Raw genomic sequence first — 15,739 nt, 5'->3', positions numbered from 1 at the left:
CTGTATATTCAAACAACTTGCTAATATGGAAGAGAAAATGACACGGCTAGAAAGGGTAAAAACCCTGATTGAAGAGAAATTCCACGGCAGCCAAGCTGATTTTTCCCGCGCAATCGGCAAGGCTCCTGCCCAAGTTAATCAATGGCTTAACGGCTATCGGAACATTGGGGATGCAGCCGCGCTAAATATTGAGAAATCTCTTGGACTGCCACAGGGATATTTAGATGGCACGGGCGAAAAATATCAGTCAGACCCTACCGGCAAACCGGTGGAATCCAACGCAACCGCTTTCGCTATGGTCGAAACATGGCAGGAAGGCACACCGCTCAATAATGCAGAGTGTGAAGTGCCATTCCTGAAAGAAGTGCGCTTATCTGCCGGCTCCGGTGCATTTGAAGCGTCCGACTTCAACGGCTATAAGCTGCGCTTTCACAAATCCACCCTGCGCCGCAAAGGCATCAACCCTAAAGACGTAGTATGTGTATCTGCCGATGGCAACAGCATGGAGCCGGTATTCCCTGACGGCGCTACGTTAGGCGTAGACACCAGCCAAAAGCACATTAAAGATGGCAAGATTTACGCCATCAATCATGACGGCTGGCTGCGCACCAAAATCCTTTACCGCCTACCCGGCAACAGAATCCGCATCCACAGCTACAACGAAGATGAGCACCCGGACGAAGAAGTCGATGCATCCGATATTCAAATAATAGGCCGCGTGTTTTGGTGGAGTGTGTTGGATTGAGGTACTGCGGCAGAGCGGGATATTGCCGCAGGGGTTGGCTGGGGACTAGGCTTGTTTGTTATTTTTACTTCTACTTTTTTATAACCACTTTTTTATTATTATGGAACATAAATTATCGCCATATGTATTACGCTGTTACAACTCTAACTTTGATGATGATAGTGAGGATTTGTTTTGGGATGGGAAAAGGACAAATCAATACCTATATTTGGACAAAATAAACAACCATGATTTATTTGATGTCCTTGCAAAGTATTTAGAAGGGCAGAGGACGGATGCACCAAGAAAAGTATCTGATGAAAAAATGCTGTTCCAGGTTTCCGATTTAACGATTGATTCTAAAAATAGAATCATCCACGGATATATACAGAAAGGAAACTGGGGAACTCCTGGTAAAATTTTTAATTCCGCCAACCCAGATGAACAGCCACGAGAACTAAAAAACACAGATGCAGTTTTATTGAAATATTTCTTTTATTTTTATATTCCTAAATGTAAAAAAGAAGCAATCTGTATTTTCCACCATATAGGGCAATATGGCGTAAAAACCCTTTTTTCAGATTCATTTAAAGATGTTTTTATAAACATTAGCAGAGGATTAAGGCTGCAATATAATCCGATGCAATATGGGAATATTTATGAAAAATGGAGCAACGCCGCATTAAAAGAAATAAAAATTAGAAAATTTAAGCTATTGCGTTCCGATGTGGCAGACCAATTAAAATCCATATCCACTGATTTTGATGCTTATTTAGTTATTAGAGCCAGTCGAAAGAAGCCTTTTAGGATTAGCCTGAGTGGCTTCCGTGAGAAAGATAGTATCGAAGCAAAAATGGTTGAAATGCTTGAAAAAGAGCATGGTTGCCAAGTTTCAGGCTCTTTTGAATTGGATGGGCATAAAAGAGTATTAAAGGTGGGATACAAACAAAGCATTTCTTCTGATATAATCTTAGAAGAAGATGAAATTAATCAAGACAACGGAGAGCTAGACCATCTTAAGCTGCTAAAACTGACAAAAAAAGTGGTCAAGGATATTGCTGATAGGATATACTGATGAGTGCCAAAATTGATATCAGAATAATTATTTCAAACCATCTCAAAACTTTAGTTGATACCAATGATAAAGTGGTGTGCAGTGATTATTTTGTGTTCTTTGGTTTCCCATTTTTTCTTGCGATTTTTTTCGTATATAAGAACTATACATTAAACTCGGACGTAGTGAGTACGTTGGTAAATTTTGGAGCAATTTTTTCTGCATTATTAATTAGTGTTCTTATTATGGTTTATGACCAATATCAGAAATTATGTTATGCTCAAATAGCAAATGAGGATATGGCTTCTATAAAGGATATTGAACGGAGAAAAACAATCATCCAACAAATGTATCACAACATTTCATATTGCATCCTCTTATCAATTATCTTGGTTGTATGCGCACTACTTTATCAAGCATTGGAGCCTTCTTGTTCTTTATCAAGGTATGTCCTGATACCGTTGAATGTCTTTGTAACAGGGAACTTGCTTTTAACCATATTAATGGTGCTTAAGCGAACGTATCTCTTAATCACAACAACCAAAGGATGACCTGGCCCGCCCCGCGCGGGCTTTTCTTTTGCCCGTCAAATCCCATCCAACCGTAAACCCGTAGCCGACTGTTGCCGCCAAGTGCGGCTTTTTTGTTGCGTGTGAAAAATAAATTCAACGGATAATCAAAGCTATATAGAAATTTAGCAAAATATTTAGCATTAAAGCTAGCTTTGCTATTGATTTATTGTTTAGCATTGCTATAATACACCCCAACGAAGCACAACACCGCTTCACCGCCACCCTCAAGCAGCAGCAGTCAGGCCGGAGGGGAACTGGGGCAAAAGACAAACAGGCCAGGAAGCCGCCGCCCCTATCAACGGTAAACGAATTTTTAACAGAGCCATTTCAAGGAGATGGCTTGATTAAACATTCATTAATTGATTGGAGAGAACAATCATGTTACGCATCGATAGACACCACGACAGCCAATTAAATGCCTACTTGAGCAGCCTGGACGATGACAGTTACGTTTCTGATACTGCGGACGAAATCATAGCCGACAGCATCCTGGACGACATCATGCACCGCCTAAGCCCACAGGCCGAGCGCGAAGTTCGGAACATCGTTTTAGAGATGGCTGAGGAACGCATCAAGAAAGAGCGCGAAGAAGCAGAGCGTGAAAGAGAATCTGACGAGCGCGAATACCGCGAAGAGTGCATCAACGAAGCATACTGGAACAGCTTCTGACATAAGGAAGAGAACATCATGCAAAGCAATACAGATTGGAAGTGCAGCCGCGCCATTAAGGTACTGCAGCGCGGCATAAACCTTATCCAAGGCACAACGCTGGATGAAATCATAGACGGGCTAAGCCCGGAGGTGCGGGCTGCAATCATCAGGCACATGATGGATAAAGCCGACAACCTTATCCGCGAGGAAGAGGAAGAACAAGAGGAAGAGCGGCGCGAACGCGAACAGCAGTTCACAGGCTTGGCAGCCAGCCAATAACCGCAAAGTGGCGCAGAGACCCCCAGCCGGCGGTGGGGCAAAACACCGGCAGCAGGCGGCGGCTGAACTCCTTGCAAGGGTAATCCCCCCTCTAACTACCGCACGCCTGCATCTTTAATACTCAGGTAGCATTTGGCACTTCGGCCGGAATCATCCCTGGAAGGGTAAACAAATACATGATGAGCATCTTGGTGAACAGCCGCAGTTGCACCAAATCTTGCGGCGTGAACTCAAGCAGGGAATGGGAAGCATCATTACCGAGCTGGCGGATATGGTGGGCAAAATCGCCCATCTCCGCAGTCAGCACCCCATCTTTCACTAGGCGGTTAATCCGCCAGTTTAGGTTTTTATCCTTGCCCTCCGTATCTTTTAAAGACAACGCCGCTTCCACCACTGAGCGGTAGGCATTCCCTGCCGAACGGGCGAAGTCGTCGCCCAGCAGAAACAGTTTTTCTGCCTCAAGCAGGAAAGGCAGCACCTCCGGCGGTGTATGGTCTGGAATATCTGGTTTGGGCGGCTCGGGCAACCATTCCAACCCATAGCCTAAGTCGTCAAGCTGACGAACGTTTGCTGCTGCATGTTGTGCCAATATTATTGCCACGCTTGGCTCAAGCTCGCTATGACCAACAACCCCGCCGCCGCAATGATTGCAAACCACCAACGACACAATCCGCGTCAAACCGTTATATGCAATTTTTTGAGTAGGGCGGACGTAACACAATGTAAACGCCACATCCTTCTTTTTACAATACGGACAATCCAAAGGAATTTGTAACATGAATACTCTCAATCAAGATTTGACCCGGGAGACCAGATTTTTAAACAGCATCATGAATCTGCCAAACCGGGAAGCTGTACTGATACAGCATTATAAAGGTTTGGGTGAACAAGAGCGCACCAAACTGTTCATTGCCTTAGTCGGTAAATACAGCATTCTGACACAGATCCAAACTACAGGAGACCTAAAATGAAATCCCCCCTCGCCGCCTGGACAGCGGCCTTTTTTATGGGCGCGGCCTTTGTCGCCATGCCCACCCTAGACAGCCAAGACCAGTATTTGCAGACCACAGAGACAGCCGCTGAGCGCGTGTCAGCACTAGACCGCCAAGCAGCGCAGGAAGCCGCCGAAGCGCAGAAACACTACGAAGAGATGACCGACTACGAGGTAATGCGCGGCGTGGTGTACGAGCCGACTAAATAGGAAGTATTTATGATTTTCGAACGTGAAGTTTATGCCAACGTAGAAGTTGATATTGAGCTGGAAGAGGTACTCGAAAGGCTCAACAAGGATGGTATAGGCCAAGTCGAACAATGGCTGAAAGAGCAGAAAGGCCAAGAATTAACGGCTGCCGACACCATCAGACTTTGCGACCTTGCCCAAGTAGAAACGTTGAATATGCCGCTTCCATATTATTTGAGAGAGTTGTTAAGCATGACATTTGGAAGAGATTTTGGAGTACCGCAATGAGCAAAAGCCAAGAGTTGATTACAAAACAACACCCAGTCAGCGCGGGCGACATTTTAGGCATGACCGCCGGCCTTGCCGCTGCCGCCATACACATCTACACCACCGAGCTAAGCGGGAAGATTAGCAAGATGTTTGCCGCCGAAGCCATCCCACCCCTTCGGCAAATCATCCTGCCGATTGCAGAGGAGGCAAGGCAACTGGCTGCAGCAAGCGATGCCGAAGCAGATGACTTTCTAGAAGTCGTTACAGCAGCCGTCTTGCTACTAGACAAAGCCAACAAAAAAGCAATCGAGCTTGGCTTATCCGATGCAGTACCGCCGACTATCCAATAACCACCGGAGTAAATCATGTATCGCGTAATCGGAACGTGTAGCCAATGTGGTGGCAAAGTAGTTATCCCTGATGTATGGAGCGGCATCTTCCCGCCAACCCCAACCTGCCAGCGCTGTCATGCCACTGTGAAGCCGCCAGTTATCACTACGACCCCAGCCAAACCACCTGAACGCCATTTATCCTAGGAGCCCATCATGACCCAGCAAAACAAAACCCACTATCGCAAAGTATTCGACAGCCCCTACCTGTCCGCCGCCGATATTGTCGAGCCGGTAGTGCTTACCATCAGATGCGTTCAAGTCGAGGCAGACAAAACCAAAAAAACCAAAGACAGTATGAATACCGCCTACTTCGCCGAGCGTGAAATCCGAGCCGGCGAGCCGTTAAAACCCATGATACTCAACGCCACCAATTCCAAGATGGTCGCCAAGATAACCGGCAGCCCGTTCCTGGAAGACTGGAACGGCGTGCAGGTAGAAATCTATGTAGACCACAACGTGAGATTCGGGCGCGAAACCGTGGAAGGCCTGCGCATCCGCCCTGCCGCCGTCCGCCCGCCGAAGCGCGAGCTCACCCCAAGCAACCAAGTCATGTGGCAGCGCGCCATCGATGCCTATAAACGCGACGGCAGTCTGGAACAGGTGGAAGCCCACGTTCACATCAGCGAAGAGAACCGTCAGGCGCTTATCCGGCAGGCGACCCAATCATGAAATGGTACGACATCGAACAGAACAGCCCGGAATGGGAAGAGCTGCGCGCCGGGCGGCTGACTGCTTCCAACTTCGCCACCATCATGGTTAATCAGCCCAAAGCCTTCAGCGATGCCGCCAAGCGCCTGGCCGTGCAAATCGCCTTCGAGCGCATCAACGGCCATTCCATGCGCGCCCACTACGGCGACGGCTACAGCAATGCCGATATGGAGCGCGGCCACATAGAAGAGCCGGCAGCCCGCGCCTTGTATGAGGCAGAAACATTCTGCACCGTGCAAAACGGCGGCTTTTTCTGTGATGACTATATCGGCTGCTCCCCTGATGGCTTAATCGGAGAAGAAGGCGGCATTGAAATCAAAAGCGTACTGCCGCAAACCCATGCCGCCACCAAACGGCGCGGCAGCTTCGACCCCGCCTACCGCTGGCAGATACTGGGCAACCTTGCCCATACCGGGCGCGAGTGGTGGGATTTTGTCAGCTATTGCAGCTTTGCCCCCGAGCCACACCAGCTATTGATTTACCGTGTACACCGCGAGCAATACCGCACACAGATACAGCAACTGCTGGCGCGTGAGCAACGATTTATCGAACTTGTCCAAAAACAAATGAAGGAATTTTCATGAGCCTGAATAAAGTAATTTTGATTGGCCGCCTAGGCCGCGACCCTGAAACCCGCTACATGCCAAACGGCGATGCCGTGTGCAACTTCTCCATTGCCACCAGCGAAAGCTGGAAAGACCAGAGCGGGCAGAAGAAAGAGCGCACCGAATGGCACAACATCACTATGTACCGCAAGCTAGCCGAAATCGCCGCGCAATACCTGAAGAAAGGCAGCCAAGTATATATCGAAGGCCGTATCCAATCCCGCAAATACACCGGCAAAGACGGCATCGAGCGCACCGCGTTTGAAATCATCGCCAGCGAAATGAAGATGCTTGGTGGCAAAGCGGATGGCGGGGAGGGGCAGCACACACCAGCACCGCAGCCGGTGCCGCAGCCAGTAAAACGGCAAGCGCCGCCGCAAGCTGTGCCGCAAGATGATATAGACGATGACGTGCCTTTCTAGGATGGGAGATGAGCCTACTTCCCACCGCTGCCTATTACCAACTGACATACGGCCAGCTTGACGGAAAAACCCGCATCCTGACCAACAGGGGCGAAACCACCGAACCACTGCCCAAATACCCCGCCAAACCCACCACCTCCAGCGCCTTTCGATATCAGCGCAAGTTTGACATCTGGCTGTTCGAGAGCGCATGCCAGGCAGCACGGCAGCGGCGCGATACCGCAGGGCTGATTCGTTTCAGCCAAGCCCTATCCTACGCCCGCCGCGCCAAGCTCAAATGGGGCAGGGCAGGCGGCAGCGCTACCGAAGCCGACAGCATATTGGCAGAGCAATACCTGTTTGTCGTCCCACTGCCTCCGTTTGCCTCCGATCCGTTTTTTACCGACTTTACAGAGAGTGATCCATGTTCAGCACCGCCAACTTCCCCAAAGAGCGGGTAGCCGCCTTTTTAAAAGCCTATCAAAACTACCCGCTCAAAGCCGCCGCACACAGCGCCGGCTTTGATTTATACCAAGGCTACATCATCGCCCAGCAACACAAAGTTCTCCGACTGCACGATAGCATCGTACAAAACAGCAACGGAGCCAGCATCGGCACAATCGGCGAAGAGTTGTTTGCCAAGCTTCTTCCAGAAGCCGTGGACGTCAACTGCGACCTCAGCATGCACAACCCCGATTATGACTTCCTACTCGGCAGCCTGCGTATCGACGTCAAAACCTCATCTGGGTTTTCCCCGGGTAACGGCTCATCAAGCACCGTGTTCCGCTTCCGCTGCAAAAACAAATTCGACTGCGACGTATTCGTCTTATTCGTCAAAGCCAATCTCGAAGCCGACCAGTTCGACAGCACCGCCTACACCCACTGCCTGGTCATCCCCAGTATTTTTCTGTTCGGGAACAGGCAGGTGGAGTTGAACGCCCTTGCTTTCCAAGGGAGAAAGACCGCTTGGTCAGAGTTTATTATGCCGGTAGAAAAGCTGGCCGAGACCATCCGCCTGCTGGCCGCCAACACCACGCCGCTGCCACAGGAAATCATTGAAGCAGGGCGTGCCAACGAAGAATTGAAAACAGAACTCAACCGAAAGGGAAAAAATGGAAACCGCAACCGCACAACTGCGTGAAGAACTATTCGACACCCTGCGCCAGCTGAAAGCAGGAAAAATCGATGCCTCCACTGCGCAGGCCGTTAGCAAAATCAGCGGCAACATCATCTCCAGCGTAGCCATCGAAATCCAAGCCGCCTCCATCATTGGCTCAGACAAAATCGACAGCCTAAACGGCGTTGCCGCCCGAAAACTGGCTGGCGGCGTAGTTCACAGATTAGAAGGATAAGGAGCAACCATGACCCATCAGACCCATCAATTTAAATTCGGCGATATTGTGCGAGATGCAGTTCCAGGCCTAGGTGTGTGTGTAGTCATTAACACATCGGAACATTTTGTTTACATTATGAATAGCCGTGGTGACTATAATCCCTTAGCAAATCCCGCCGATTTGGAGCTCATTCCCCACCCCGACACCGAGCGCCTAGACTGGCTGGCCGACCCCGCAAACAAAATCGGCAACGTCATACTACCCGGCTGGTGCTCAGACGAATATAACAGCCTGCGCGATGCAATCGATGCCGCCATGCAGGAGCAGGCAGCAGAAGCAAAGGAATAATCATGACCCAAACATTTACCCAAATCCGCGAATGGGCAGAAGCCCGCAACCTTATCGCAGGCAGCGACAGTTTCCGACAGCTTGCGAAACTCGTAGAGGAGACCGGCGAACTGGCCGCCGATATTTCCCGTGGCCGCCCGCGCCGCTGTATCGCTGACAGCATCGGCGATTGTGTAGTAGTGCTAACCATCCTCGCCGCACAGAACGGCTTGCAGATAGAAGACTGTATCGCCCAAGCCTATGACGAAATCAAAGAGCGCAAGGGCGTGATGAAAGATGGCGTGTTTGTGAAAGAGGAAGATGCGAAATGACACCAGAAAGAGTCGAACAAGAGCGCGCGAAGTTTGAAAAGAATATCCCCGAATCAGGAATCGCAAATTATAAACGAAGATTGAGAAACGGAGATTACGCCTACGACCACATCAAATTTGCCTGGGAAATGTGGCTCGCCCGCGCCGCACAATCCGAATGGATAAGCGTGGAGGATAGACTGCCGAAAGAAGTACGTTTCTATTTAACCTGTAATGCTGATGGCGTAGTGAGATTCAGCCAATTTAACGGAAAAAATTTTTCGTATTGGGAATATGATGAAGAAGATGGTGAAGATATAGAGGTAATCTATTTTCCTAATTACTGGCAACCGCTACCCGACCCACCCACCACAAACCCCGCCGTGTAGTAATGCGGCTTTAATTTTGGATATTGATTAACCGGACCGCCTTCGGGCGGTCTTTAGTTTGGAGACACCATGCAAACCTACAACATCCACGAAGCCGCCGAAGTGCTGAAGTGCCACCATCATATCGTTTGCCACATGTGCCGTACCGGCGAAATAGAAGCCTTCAAAGCGGGCAGGGCATGGGTAATCACAGAAACCGCACTTGAAAACTACATTGCCGCGAAGCAGAATAGCCAACAGCAAGCGGTGATTGGCAGAAGGAGTAAAGCACAATGTCAATCCATCTCAACAAACACGGGATATGGCAAATATCCTTTCGTACACCAAGCGGTGTCCGCTTTAGACGTACTGCTGGAACAACCGACCGACAACTCGCGCAAGAGTTGCACGATAAACTAAAGCACGAGCTTTGGCGGCAAGAGAAACTAGGGGAGAAACCGCAGCGCCTATGGGATGAAGCCTGCATCCGCTGGATACAAGAAAACCAAGGCAAGAAAAGCCTGTCAGACGACAAAACAAAGATAAGGCTGCTAACCGAACTGCGCGGCCTGCCACTTGAGATGCTAACCCGTGACCTAATCCATAGCGTAGTGAATAAGCGACCGGGAACAGGCAGCACCAAGAACAGATACTTTGCCCTGATACGCGCCATCCTGAATAAATGCGTAAACGAATGGGATTGGCTAGACAAAGCCCCCAAGCTCAAACTTCACAAAGAGCCAAAGAAACGCATCAGGTGGCTGTATCCCGAAGAAGCACAGCGCCTAGTTAATGCCTTGGCACACCTGCCCTATATGCAGCATCTAGTTATCTTCTCGCTCGCTACCGGATTGAGACAAGCCAACGTGCTTAATCTCAAATGGGAGCAGCTAGACCTTAACCGGCAGGTGGCTTGGATATATCCCGATCAAGCCAAAGCAGGGAAAGCGATAGGTGTGCCGCTCAATCACACCGCCATGCAAGTATTGATGGGGCGGCCACGGGTAAGCGATTATGTGTTTACCAACACACGCGGCGGCAGAGTTCAAGAGGTTAGCACCAGGGTATGGCGCGAAGCGTTGGAGAAAGCGGGGATAGAAGATTTCCGCTGGCATGATTTGCGGCACACTTGGGCAAGCTGGCTAGTCCAGCAGGGCACGCCCCTGGCAGCGCTAAAAGAAATGGGCGGTTGGGAAAGTATCGAAATGGTGCAAAGGTATGCCCACCTGGCACCGGAACACCTTTCGCAACACGCCAGATTGATTGATTCAGACCTACGCCCCGGAGTCGAGTTAGTCCAAAATTTGTCCAAAGTGCCAGAGAGCATTCAGGCAAGAAAAATCGCAAACCAACTTAACTAGCTGATTTGCGATTAGAAGTGTGGTGCCGGCGGCAGGAATCGAACTCGCGACCCCCTGATTACAAGTCAGGTGCTCTACCAACTGAGCTACACCGGCAAGAAACGCTGCATTATGCCGATGTTGTGTATATTTGGCAAGTAGGCGCTGCAAAAAACAGTGGAACGTGGTTTTGCGGTAACTTGGTGAGAATGGGTAAGAATAGAATGGTGTAGCATATATTCTCAGGTAGCCTGTTGCGGGAACCAGGCTACCTGAAATATGTTTGTGGTGGTTTAAGCTTAACCAGTGAGTTGTTTGGTAATCAGTTTTTTCACCGGTGGCAGGTGGTTGCTCAGGCGCAGTACAGTATTACGCAGGAATTTGGCGGGTAAAGAAGCCGGCGGGTGTGTACATTGATCAAGAGGTGGGCGTGGATGCTGCCGGCTGGTGTTATGTTGCCGAGCTTGTGTCGGCAGCGATGAGCAGGCAGGCGGATATGGTATCGCCGTTGTCGAGCAGGATGCTCACGTTTTCTTCGCCATCTACGGCTTCCTGCACTTTATGGCTGGTGAGAAAGTGGACATTTTTTGCCGGCTGGCAGTTTGGTAGGAGGTGCGGCGGATGTCGTGAGTTGGATATGAGGAGGCTGAGCTGGCCTTTGCCGTTGGTGTGTGGGGGGGGTTGATGGTGCGGGGGAGCTGTCCTTGATCACTTTGGGGCTTTGAGCGGGTAGATACCTTCGGCGGGAATGTGCTGCCACAGGCTGAGTTTCCCCATGATGCCGTGCGAGGGGTGGGTGAGGGCGATTTTGCAGCTATCATGGGGCGGGTTAGCCAAGGGTTCCTGGCTGCTTTGTTTGATAAGCAGGATGTTCAGGCTGCCGTATGCGGCTGCGGTGGCGAAGCTGAGGCTGGCTGGGCCGATGCCGATAATGACGATATCGCAAGTGTGCTGCATGGTAAAGCCCCTCTTGGGGTGGTGGGAAAATCGTGTGGCTGTATCCGATTATGCCGCTTCAGTTATAAAATAGTCAGTTGAAAAGATGAAACTAGATATGGAGCCGAAATAATGGATAAACAGGATACGCAAAAGCTGCTGCAGCAATTGGGTAAGGAGGCGAAGCGGCGGCAGGAGGAAGTGGCGGCGCAAACGAGGCAGCAGCGGCAGGAAGAGCTGGATTTTGCGGCGGCAGTGGGCAAGGTTACGCCGCTGAAAAACAGTAATCGGGTGGCTGCACCGAAAGACAATAAACCTTTGAAACGGCGGTTTGATGAGGCGGAGTGGGATGATGATGAGTATTTTTATGTGAGCGCCGACAGCGAACACGAGCCGCCGCGTTCGTTTTGCAAAAACGGCCGTGGGCAGGACGACATCCGCCGCCTGGTGGCCGGTCATTGGCCGTGCGTGGGGCGCTTGGATTTGCACGGCTGCACGCACGAGGAAGCGCAGCGGGAGTTGAGCGAGTTTCTTGAGGAAGTGTTGCGACGCGGGGTGTGCGCGGAAATCGTGCACGGCAGCGGGCTGGGTTCGCACGGCTTTGTGCCGGTGTTGAAAAGCTTGGTGCGCCGCTGGCTGATGGCGCATCCGGAAGTGCTGGCTTATGTCGAGCCACATGGTGCGAACGATGGGGCTGTGCGCATTTTGTTGCGTAAACGGCGTGCAGGGTAGGCGGTTCTGTTTTGTTGTTTTATGTATATGCCATCCTAGCCTGTTTTCGGATGATTTTTTAGGCAGTGAGGTGCCGGAAAGGGGCTTGTGTCTTGAAGAATAAAGGCTTTAAAAGCCTGAAAAAAACGTTGCCAATCAGGCGCAAGACTGTTAATATTCCATGGAAATGCAGAGTGTTGCAGCATTGTTGGTGTGGCAGAAATCTTTAGGAAACAGCGGGTTCCTAATTTTTCTGTTTAAGTGCGTGCTTTGTAAGAGTTTTATGTAGATGATTAAGATACTATGTTTGTAGGAAAGGATTTTGATTGAGATGAAGAAATTATTAATAATGATATTTTTTTTAGCAATTTCAAGTTTGGGATTTTCTAGAGAATTTGCAATACATAGTGGAGTTTTAGATGGGGCTAATCTTAGGGAAAAACCTAATACTAATTCAAGGATATTGGCAAAATTAGATATCTTTGACGGCGGTGGAATAATAAGAAAAGAAGGAAGCTGGTATTATATTGAATATAAAACAGAATCAGGGAAAACTGTCTATGGATATGTCCATGAAAGTCAAGGTAATGTAATAGATTATTATGTAGTTTCAGCAAGAGATGGCTATGCAAATGTAAGAGCAGGATCTTCTTCTGAATCAAGAATTATGGGAAAGGTATATAATGGAGAAACAGTGCATTCCTATGGGGAAGAAGGAGATGGATGGCTACATATTACATGGGATGGATCTGCGGAAATACCAGTGGCGTATATTCATAAAAGCCAAGTAAGAAAAATAGAATAATAATATGGTAGATTTTTACTGTGTTGCCAAACGAAAAAGCAAAGCTCATTTATTAACTCAAGAAATGAAGATAGGAATTATGTCTGTCGAAAAACATGATATCGACCCGATTGAAACCCAGGAGTGGTTGGATGCGCTCAGTTCCGTGCTAGAAAACGAAGGCTCGGAGCGGGCGCATTTTCTGTTGGAAAACTTGGTGCGCTACACCCGCCGTCGCGGTGTGCACCTGCCGTTTAGCGCCACCACCGCGTATCTGAACACCATTCCGGTCGGCAAGGAGCAGAAATCGCCCGGCAATCAAGAGCTGGAACACCGCATCCGCGCCGCCATCCGCTGGAATGCCGCCGCCATGGTGCTGCGTGCCGGCAAAAAAGATTTGGAATTGGGCGGCCACATCGCTTCCTTCCAGTCTTCCGCTACTTTGTATGACGTGGGCTTCAACCACTTCTGGCGTGCCAAAGACGAAGCCGCCGGTGAAGAAGGCGATTTGATTTATGTTCAAGGCCACTCTGCTCCCGGCATTTATTCCCGCGCCTTTGTGGAAGGCCGCCTGAGCGAAGATCAGCTGAACAACTTCCGCCAAGAAGTGGGTGGCGACGGCTTGCCGTCTTATCCGCACCCACACCTTATGCCTGATTTCTGGCAGTTCCCCACTGTATCCATGGGTTTGGGCCCGTTGATGGCGATTTACCAGGCACGCTTCCTGAAATACTTGGAGTCTCGTGGACTGGCAAAAACTAAAGGCCGCAAAGTATGGTGCTTCTGCGGCGACGGCGAGATGGATGAGCCGGAAAGCCAAGGCGCTATCGCTTTGGCCGCCCGCGAAGGCTTGGACAACCTGATTTTCGTTATTAACTGCAACCTGCAGCGTTTGGACGGCCCGGTGCGCGGCAACGGCAAAATCATCCAAGAACTGGAAGGCAACTTCCGCGGCGCAGGCTGGAATGTGTTAAAAGTGATTTGGGGTCGCCGCTGGGACGGCCTCTTGGCACGCGACACCAACCACGCCCTGAAACAGCGCATGGAAGAATGCCTGGATGGCGACTACCAAACCTTCAAGTCCAAAGACGGTGCATACGTTCGCGAACACTTCTTCAACACGCCCGAACTGAAAGCCCTCGTGGCCGATATGTCTGACGACGAAATCTGGGCCCTGAACCGTGGCGGCCACGACCCGTACAAAGTTTATGCCGCTTACCATGAAGCCGTGAACAACGCTGGCGGCCGCCCCACTGTGATTTTGGCCAAAACCATCAAAGGCTACGGCATGGGTGCATCCGGTGAAGGCCAAAACGTTGCCCACCAAGCCAAGAAAATGGACGTGAAGTCGCTCAAACAGTTCCGCGACCGCTTCGGCATCCAGGTAACCGACGAGCAAATCGACAGTGGCGACTTGCCCTACTTCCGTTTTGCTGAAGACAGCCCGGAAATGCAATACCTGCGAGAGCGCCGCAACGCCTTGGGCGGCTACCTGCCGGCACGTAATCCGAACAACGAAGCCCTACCGATTCCGGATCTGGAAACCTTCGGCACCCAGCTACAATCCAGCGGCGATCGCGAATTCTCCACCACCATGGCTTTTGTGCGCATCTTGGCTGCCTTGTTGAAAGACAAGCAAATCGGCCGCCGCATCGTGCCGATTGTGCCCGATGAGAGCCGCACCTTTGGTATGGAAGGCATGTTCCGCCAATACGGCATTTGGAACCCGAAAGGCCAGCAGTACACCCCGCAGGATAAAGACCAGCTGATGTTCTATAAAGAGAGCGTGGATGGCCAGATTCTGCAGGAAGGTATTAACGAGCCGGGCGCCATGGCCGACTGGATTGCTGCTTCCACCAGCTATGCCAACAACCGCTACGCCATGATTCCGTTCTATATCTACTACTCCATGTTCGGTTTCCAACGCATCGGCGATTTGGCTTGGGCTGCCGGCGACATGCACGCCCGCGGCTTCCTCCTGGGCGGCACCGCAGGCCGCACAACCCTGAACGGCGAGGGCCTGCAGCACGAAGACGGCCACAGCCAGCTGCAAGCTGATTTGATTCCAAATTGCATCAGCTACGATCCGACTTTCCAATACGAAGTGGCCGTAATCATACACAGCGGTTTGCAGCGCATGTATGTGGATAACGAAGACGTATTCTTCTACATCACCCTGATGAACGAAAACTACGCCCACCCCGCCATGCCGCAACGCAAAGGCATCGAGCAGGAAATCCTCAAAGGTATGTATCTGTTCCGCGAAGGCGACAAAGGCGACAAACGCGTTCAGCTGATGGGATCCGGCACCATCCTGCAGGAAGTGATTCATGCTGCCGATTTGCTGAAAAACGATTTCGGTGTGGAAGCCGACATCTGGTCTTGTCCCTCATTCAACCTGCTGCACCGCGAAGCCATCGAAACCGACCGTTGGAACCGCCTGCACCCGGCTGCCGAGCAGAAACTGCCCTTCGTGAGCCAGCAGCTGCAAGGCTATGCCGGCCCGGTTGTAGCCGCTACCGACTACATCCGCAGCTTTGCCGACCGCATCCGCGCCTATATCCCCAAAGAGAACGGCGATTATGTAGTGCTCGGCACCGACGGTTTTGGCCGCTCCGACAGCCGCGCCAACCTGCGCAGCTTCTTCGAAGTAGACCGCTACCATGTGGCCGTGGCCGCGCTGGACGCTTTGGCCAAACAAGGCAAAGTGGGCAAAGACGTGGTGCAGAAAGCCATCGAGAAATACGGCGTTCAAACCGAAGTTGCCCCCAGCTGGAAACGCTAATCCCGGC

At 50.6% G+C, this 15,739-nt stretch carries 25 protein-coding genes and 1 tRNA gene; 23 read left to right on the top strand and 3 right to left on the bottom strand.

Going from position 1 to position 15,739, the window contains the following annotated elements; all coding sequences use genetic code 11:
- Positions 1-37 precede the first annotated feature (37 nt).
- From A7P99_RS05375 to A7P99_RS05355, 5 genes are all read left to right on the top strand, one after another.
- The gene (locus A7P99_RS05375) at positions 38-745 is read left to right on the top strand and encodes a helix-turn-helix transcriptional regulator (RefSeq protein ID WP_067686783.1); all 708 of its coding nucleotides are present in this window, start codon (positions 38-40) and stop codon (positions 743-745) included.
- Between the two features lie 100 nt (positions 746-845).
- Positions 846-1,799, top strand: coding sequence for a hypothetical protein (locus A7P99_RS05370; RefSeq protein WP_156499699.1), 954 nt, complete (start codon positions 846-848; stop codon positions 1,797-1,799).
- The gene (locus A7P99_RS05365) at positions 1,799-2,329 is read left to right on the top strand and encodes a hypothetical protein (RefSeq protein WP_067449118.1); all 531 of its coding nucleotides are present in this window, start codon (positions 1,799-1,801) and stop codon (positions 2,327-2,329) included. The genes A7P99_RS05370 and A7P99_RS05365 overlap by 1 nt, the downstream gene beginning before the upstream one ends.
- A 399-nt stretch (positions 2,330-2,728) precedes the next feature.
- Positions 2,729-3,019 carry a hypothetical protein gene (locus A7P99_RS05360; protein WP_067686774.1) on the top strand — a complete coding sequence of 97 codons (291 nt, stop codon included), beginning with the start codon at positions 2,729-2,731 and terminating at the stop codon, positions 3,017-3,019.
- An 18-nt stretch (positions 3,020-3,037) separates the two neighbouring features.
- The gene (locus A7P99_RS05355) at positions 3,038-3,280 is read left to right on the top strand and encodes a hypothetical protein (RefSeq protein ID WP_067686768.1); all 243 of its coding nucleotides are present in this window, start codon (positions 3,038-3,040) and stop codon (positions 3,278-3,280) included.
- A gap of 121 nt (positions 3,281-3,401) precedes the next feature.
- Here A7P99_RS05355 and A7P99_RS09680 read toward each other — a convergent pair whose 3' ends face one another.
- Positions 3,402-3,869 (bottom strand): DUF4145 domain-containing protein, encoded by a 468-nt coding sequence (locus A7P99_RS09680; RefSeq protein WP_197481758.1) that lies wholly within the window; start codon positions 3,867-3,869, stop codon positions 3,402-3,404.
- A gap of 187 nt (positions 3,870-4,056) precedes the next feature.
- On the opposite strand from A7P99_RS09680, the gene A7P99_RS05345 reads away from it, so the two are divergent.
- The 15 genes from A7P99_RS05345 (at position 4,057) to A7P99_RS05280 (ending at position 10,537) form a co-directional block, all read left to right on the top strand.
- Positions 4,057-4,251: a hypothetical protein gene (locus A7P99_RS05345; protein ID WP_067686761.1), complete on the top strand. Its 195-nt coding sequence runs from the start codon at positions 4,057-4,059 to the stop codon at positions 4,249-4,251.
- Positions 4,248-4,481 carry a hypothetical protein gene (locus A7P99_RS05340; RefSeq protein WP_067686758.1) on the top strand — a complete coding sequence of 78 codons (234 nt, stop codon included), beginning with the start codon at positions 4,248-4,250 and terminating at the stop codon, positions 4,479-4,481. The genes A7P99_RS05345 and A7P99_RS05340 overlap by 4 nt, the downstream gene beginning before the upstream one ends.
- Positions 4,482-4,490: 9 nt before the next feature.
- Complete coding sequence (locus A7P99_RS05335) at positions 4,491-4,748, top strand: hypothetical protein (RefSeq protein ID WP_067686756.1); 258 nt, start codon at positions 4,491-4,493, stop codon at positions 4,746-4,748.
- Entirely contained in the window at positions 4,745-5,080 is a 336-nt protein-coding gene (locus tag A7P99_RS05330; protein ID WP_067686753.1) for a hypothetical protein, read from the top strand. The genes A7P99_RS05335 and A7P99_RS05330 overlap by 4 nt, the downstream gene beginning before the upstream one ends.
- Before the next feature lie 195 nt (positions 5,081-5,275).
- Positions 5,276-5,791 carry a hypothetical protein gene (locus tag A7P99_RS05325; RefSeq protein ID WP_067525218.1) on the top strand — a complete coding sequence of 172 codons (516 nt, stop codon included), beginning with the start codon at positions 5,276-5,278 and terminating at the stop codon, positions 5,789-5,791.
- On the top strand, positions 5,788-6,414 hold the full coding sequence (locus tag A7P99_RS05320; RefSeq protein WP_067686750.1) for a lambda exonuclease family protein: 627 nt from the start codon (positions 5,788-5,790) through the stop codon (positions 6,412-6,414). Before A7P99_RS05325 ends, A7P99_RS05320 begins: the two co-directional genes overlap by 4 nt.
- Positions 6,411-6,857 carry a single-stranded DNA-binding protein gene (locus A7P99_RS05315; protein ID WP_067686747.1) on the top strand — a complete coding sequence of 149 codons (447 nt, stop codon included), beginning with the start codon at positions 6,411-6,413 and terminating at the stop codon, positions 6,855-6,857. The genes A7P99_RS05320 and A7P99_RS05315 overlap by 4 nt, the downstream gene beginning before the upstream one ends.
- 8 nt (positions 6,858-6,865) lie before the next feature.
- Positions 6,866-7,297 (top strand): hypothetical protein, encoded by a 432-nt coding sequence (locus tag A7P99_RS05310; RefSeq protein ID WP_067686745.1) that lies wholly within the window; start codon positions 6,866-6,868, stop codon positions 7,295-7,297.
- Positions 7,261-7,977: a hypothetical protein gene (locus A7P99_RS05305; RefSeq protein WP_067686743.1), complete on the top strand. Its 717-nt coding sequence runs from the start codon at positions 7,261-7,263 to the stop codon at positions 7,975-7,977. The genes A7P99_RS05310 and A7P99_RS05305 overlap by 37 nt, the downstream gene beginning before the upstream one ends.
- Positions 7,949-8,188 (top strand): flagellar protein required for flagellar formation, encoded by a 240-nt coding sequence (locus A7P99_RS05300; RefSeq protein WP_067686739.1) that lies wholly within the window; start codon positions 7,949-7,951, stop codon positions 8,186-8,188. Before A7P99_RS05305 ends, A7P99_RS05300 begins: the two co-directional genes overlap by 29 nt.
- Before the next feature lie 9 nt (positions 8,189-8,197).
- Positions 8,198-8,518, top strand: coding sequence for a hypothetical protein (locus tag A7P99_RS05295; RefSeq protein WP_067686737.1), 321 nt, complete (start codon positions 8,198-8,200; stop codon positions 8,516-8,518).
- Positions 8,519-8,520: 2 nt separating this feature from the next.
- Complete coding sequence (locus A7P99_RS05290; RefSeq protein ID WP_067686735.1) at positions 8,521-8,829, top strand: MazG-like family protein; 309 nt, start codon at positions 8,521-8,523, stop codon at positions 8,827-8,829.
- On the top strand, positions 8,826-9,197 hold the full coding sequence (locus A7P99_RS05285; RefSeq protein ID WP_067686734.1) for a DUF551 domain-containing protein: 372 nt from the start codon (positions 8,826-8,828) through the stop codon (positions 9,195-9,197). The genes A7P99_RS05290 and A7P99_RS05285 overlap by 4 nt, the downstream gene beginning before the upstream one ends.
- Positions 9,198-9,266: 69 nt before the next feature.
- Positions 9,267-9,596 (top strand): helix-turn-helix domain-containing protein, encoded by a 330-nt coding sequence (locus A7P99_RS10685; RefSeq protein WP_082881537.1) that lies wholly within the window; start codon positions 9,267-9,269, stop codon positions 9,594-9,596.
- Complete coding sequence (locus A7P99_RS05280) at positions 9,497-10,537, top strand: site-specific integrase (RefSeq protein WP_240746216.1); 1,041 nt, start codon at positions 9,497-9,499, stop codon at positions 10,535-10,537. Before A7P99_RS10685 ends, A7P99_RS05280 begins: the two co-directional genes overlap by 100 nt.
- Before the next feature lie 20 nt (positions 10,538-10,557).
- On the opposite strand, the gene A7P99_RS05275 is transcribed toward A7P99_RS05280, so the two are convergent.
- A tRNA-Thr gene (locus A7P99_RS05275) sits at positions 10,558-10,633 on the bottom strand.
- A gap of 591 nt (positions 10,634-11,224) precedes the next feature.
- Entirely contained in the window at positions 11,225-11,473 is a 249-nt protein-coding gene (locus tag A7P99_RS05270) for a hypothetical protein (RefSeq protein ID WP_067438239.1), read from the bottom strand.
- A gap of 111 nt (positions 11,474-11,584) precedes the next feature.
- Between A7P99_RS05270 and A7P99_RS05265 the strand changes: the two genes are divergently transcribed.
- The 3 genes from A7P99_RS05265 to aceE all read left to right on the top strand — a co-directional run bounded on the left by A7P99_RS05265 (position 11,585) and on the right by aceE (position 15,732).
- The gene (locus tag A7P99_RS05265; protein ID WP_067528446.1) at positions 11,585-12,184 is read left to right on the top strand and encodes a Smr/MutS family protein; all 600 of its coding nucleotides are present in this window, start codon (positions 11,585-11,587) and stop codon (positions 12,182-12,184) included.
- 310 nt (positions 12,185-12,494) lie between these two features.
- Entirely contained in the window at positions 12,495-12,968 is a 474-nt protein-coding gene (locus tag A7P99_RS09665; protein ID WP_153705577.1) for an SH3 domain-containing protein, read from the top strand.
- A gap of 79 nt (positions 12,969-13,047) precedes the next feature.
- Positions 13,048-15,732, top strand: coding sequence for a pyruvate dehydrogenase (acetyl-transferring), homodimeric type (gene aceE / locus A7P99_RS05260; protein WP_067449140.1), 2,685 nt, complete (start codon positions 13,048-13,050; stop codon positions 15,730-15,732).
- The last annotated feature ends 7 nt before the right edge of the window (positions 15,733-15,739 follow it).

The sequence above is a fragment of the Eikenella sp. NML120348 genome (assembly GCF_001648435.1).
Taxonomy (GTDB): domain Bacteria; phylum Pseudomonadota; class Gammaproteobacteria; order Burkholderiales; family Neisseriaceae; genus Eikenella; species Eikenella exigua.
The sequence above is the reverse complement of the archived record's forward strand: the minus strand, read 5'-3'. Positions and strand labels throughout refer to the sequence as shown.

What these genes read in the sequence shown, in the direction of transcription:
- A7P99_RS05325 (WP_067525218.1), top strand. Translation starts at nt 5,276, where the DNA reads ATGACCCAGCAAAACAAAACCCACTATCGCAAAGTATTCGACAGCCCC.
- A7P99_RS05270 (WP_067438239.1), bottom strand. Translation starts at nt 11,473, where the DNA reads ATGCAGCACACTTGCGATATCGTCATTATCGGCATCGGCCCAGCCAGC.
- A7P99_RS10685 (WP_082881537.1), top strand. Translation starts at nt 9,267, where the DNA reads ATGCAAACCTACAACATCCACGAAGCCGCCGAAGTGCTGAAGTGCCAC.
- A7P99_RS05265 (WP_067528446.1), top strand. Translation starts at nt 11,585, where the DNA reads ATGGATAAACAGGATACGCAAAAGCTGCTGCAGCAATTGGGTAAGGAG.
- A7P99_RS05370 (WP_156499699.1), top strand. Translation starts at nt 846, where the DNA reads ATGGAACATAAATTATCGCCATATGTATTACGCTGTTACAACTCTAAC.
- A7P99_RS05320 (WP_067686750.1), top strand. Translation starts at nt 5,788, where the DNA reads ATGAAATGGTACGACATCGAACAGAACAGCCCGGAATGGGAAGAGCTG.
- A7P99_RS05355 (WP_067686768.1), top strand. Translation starts at nt 3,038, where the DNA reads ATGCAAAGCAATACAGATTGGAAGTGCAGCCGCGCCATTAAGGTACTG.
- A7P99_RS05340 (WP_067686758.1), top strand. Translation starts at nt 4,248, where the DNA reads ATGAAATCCCCCCTCGCCGCCTGGACAGCGGCCTTTTTTATGGGCGCG.
- A7P99_RS05375 (WP_067686783.1), top strand. Translation starts at nt 38, where the DNA reads ATGACACGGCTAGAAAGGGTAAAAACCCTGATTGAAGAGAAATTCCAC.
- A7P99_RS05315 (WP_067686747.1), top strand. Translation starts at nt 6,411, where the DNA reads ATGAGCCTGAATAAAGTAATTTTGATTGGCCGCCTAGGCCGCGACCCT.
- A7P99_RS05360 (WP_067686774.1), top strand. Translation starts at nt 2,729, where the DNA reads ATGTTACGCATCGATAGACACCACGACAGCCAATTAAATGCCTACTTG.
- A7P99_RS05345 (WP_067686761.1), top strand. Translation starts at nt 4,057, where the DNA reads ATGAATACTCTCAATCAAGATTTGACCCGGGAGACCAGATTTTTAAAC.
- A7P99_RS09665 (WP_153705577.1), top strand. Translation starts at nt 12,495, where the DNA reads ATGAAGAAATTATTAATAATGATATTTTTTTTAGCAATTTCAAGTTTG.
- A7P99_RS05335 (WP_067686756.1), top strand. Translation starts at nt 4,491, where the DNA reads ATGATTTTCGAACGTGAAGTTTATGCCAACGTAGAAGTTGATATTGAG.
- A7P99_RS05300 (WP_067686739.1), top strand. Translation starts at nt 7,949, where the DNA reads ATGGAAACCGCAACCGCACAACTGCGTGAAGAACTATTCGACACCCTG.
- aceE (WP_067449140.1), top strand. Translation starts at nt 13,048, where the DNA reads ATGTCTGTCGAAAAACATGATATCGACCCGATTGAAACCCAGGAGTGG.
- A7P99_RS05305 (WP_067686743.1), top strand. Translation starts at nt 7,261, where the DNA reads ATGTTCAGCACCGCCAACTTCCCCAAAGAGCGGGTAGCCGCCTTTTTA.
- A7P99_RS05295 (WP_067686737.1), top strand. Translation starts at nt 8,198, where the DNA reads ATGACCCATCAGACCCATCAATTTAAATTCGGCGATATTGTGCGAGAT.
- A7P99_RS05290 (WP_067686735.1), top strand. Translation starts at nt 8,521, where the DNA reads ATGACCCAAACATTTACCCAAATCCGCGAATGGGCAGAAGCCCGCAAC.
- A7P99_RS05285 (WP_067686734.1), top strand. Translation starts at nt 8,826, where the DNA reads ATGACACCAGAAAGAGTCGAACAAGAGCGCGCGAAGTTTGAAAAGAAT.
- A7P99_RS05365 (WP_067449118.1), top strand. Translation starts at nt 1,799, where the DNA reads ATGAGTGCCAAAATTGATATCAGAATAATTATTTCAAACCATCTCAAA.
- A7P99_RS05330 (WP_067686753.1), top strand. Translation starts at nt 4,745, where the DNA reads ATGAGCAAAAGCCAAGAGTTGATTACAAAACAACACCCAGTCAGCGCG.
- A7P99_RS05310 (WP_067686745.1), top strand. Translation starts at nt 6,866, where the DNA reads ATGAGCCTACTTCCCACCGCTGCCTATTACCAACTGACATACGGCCAG.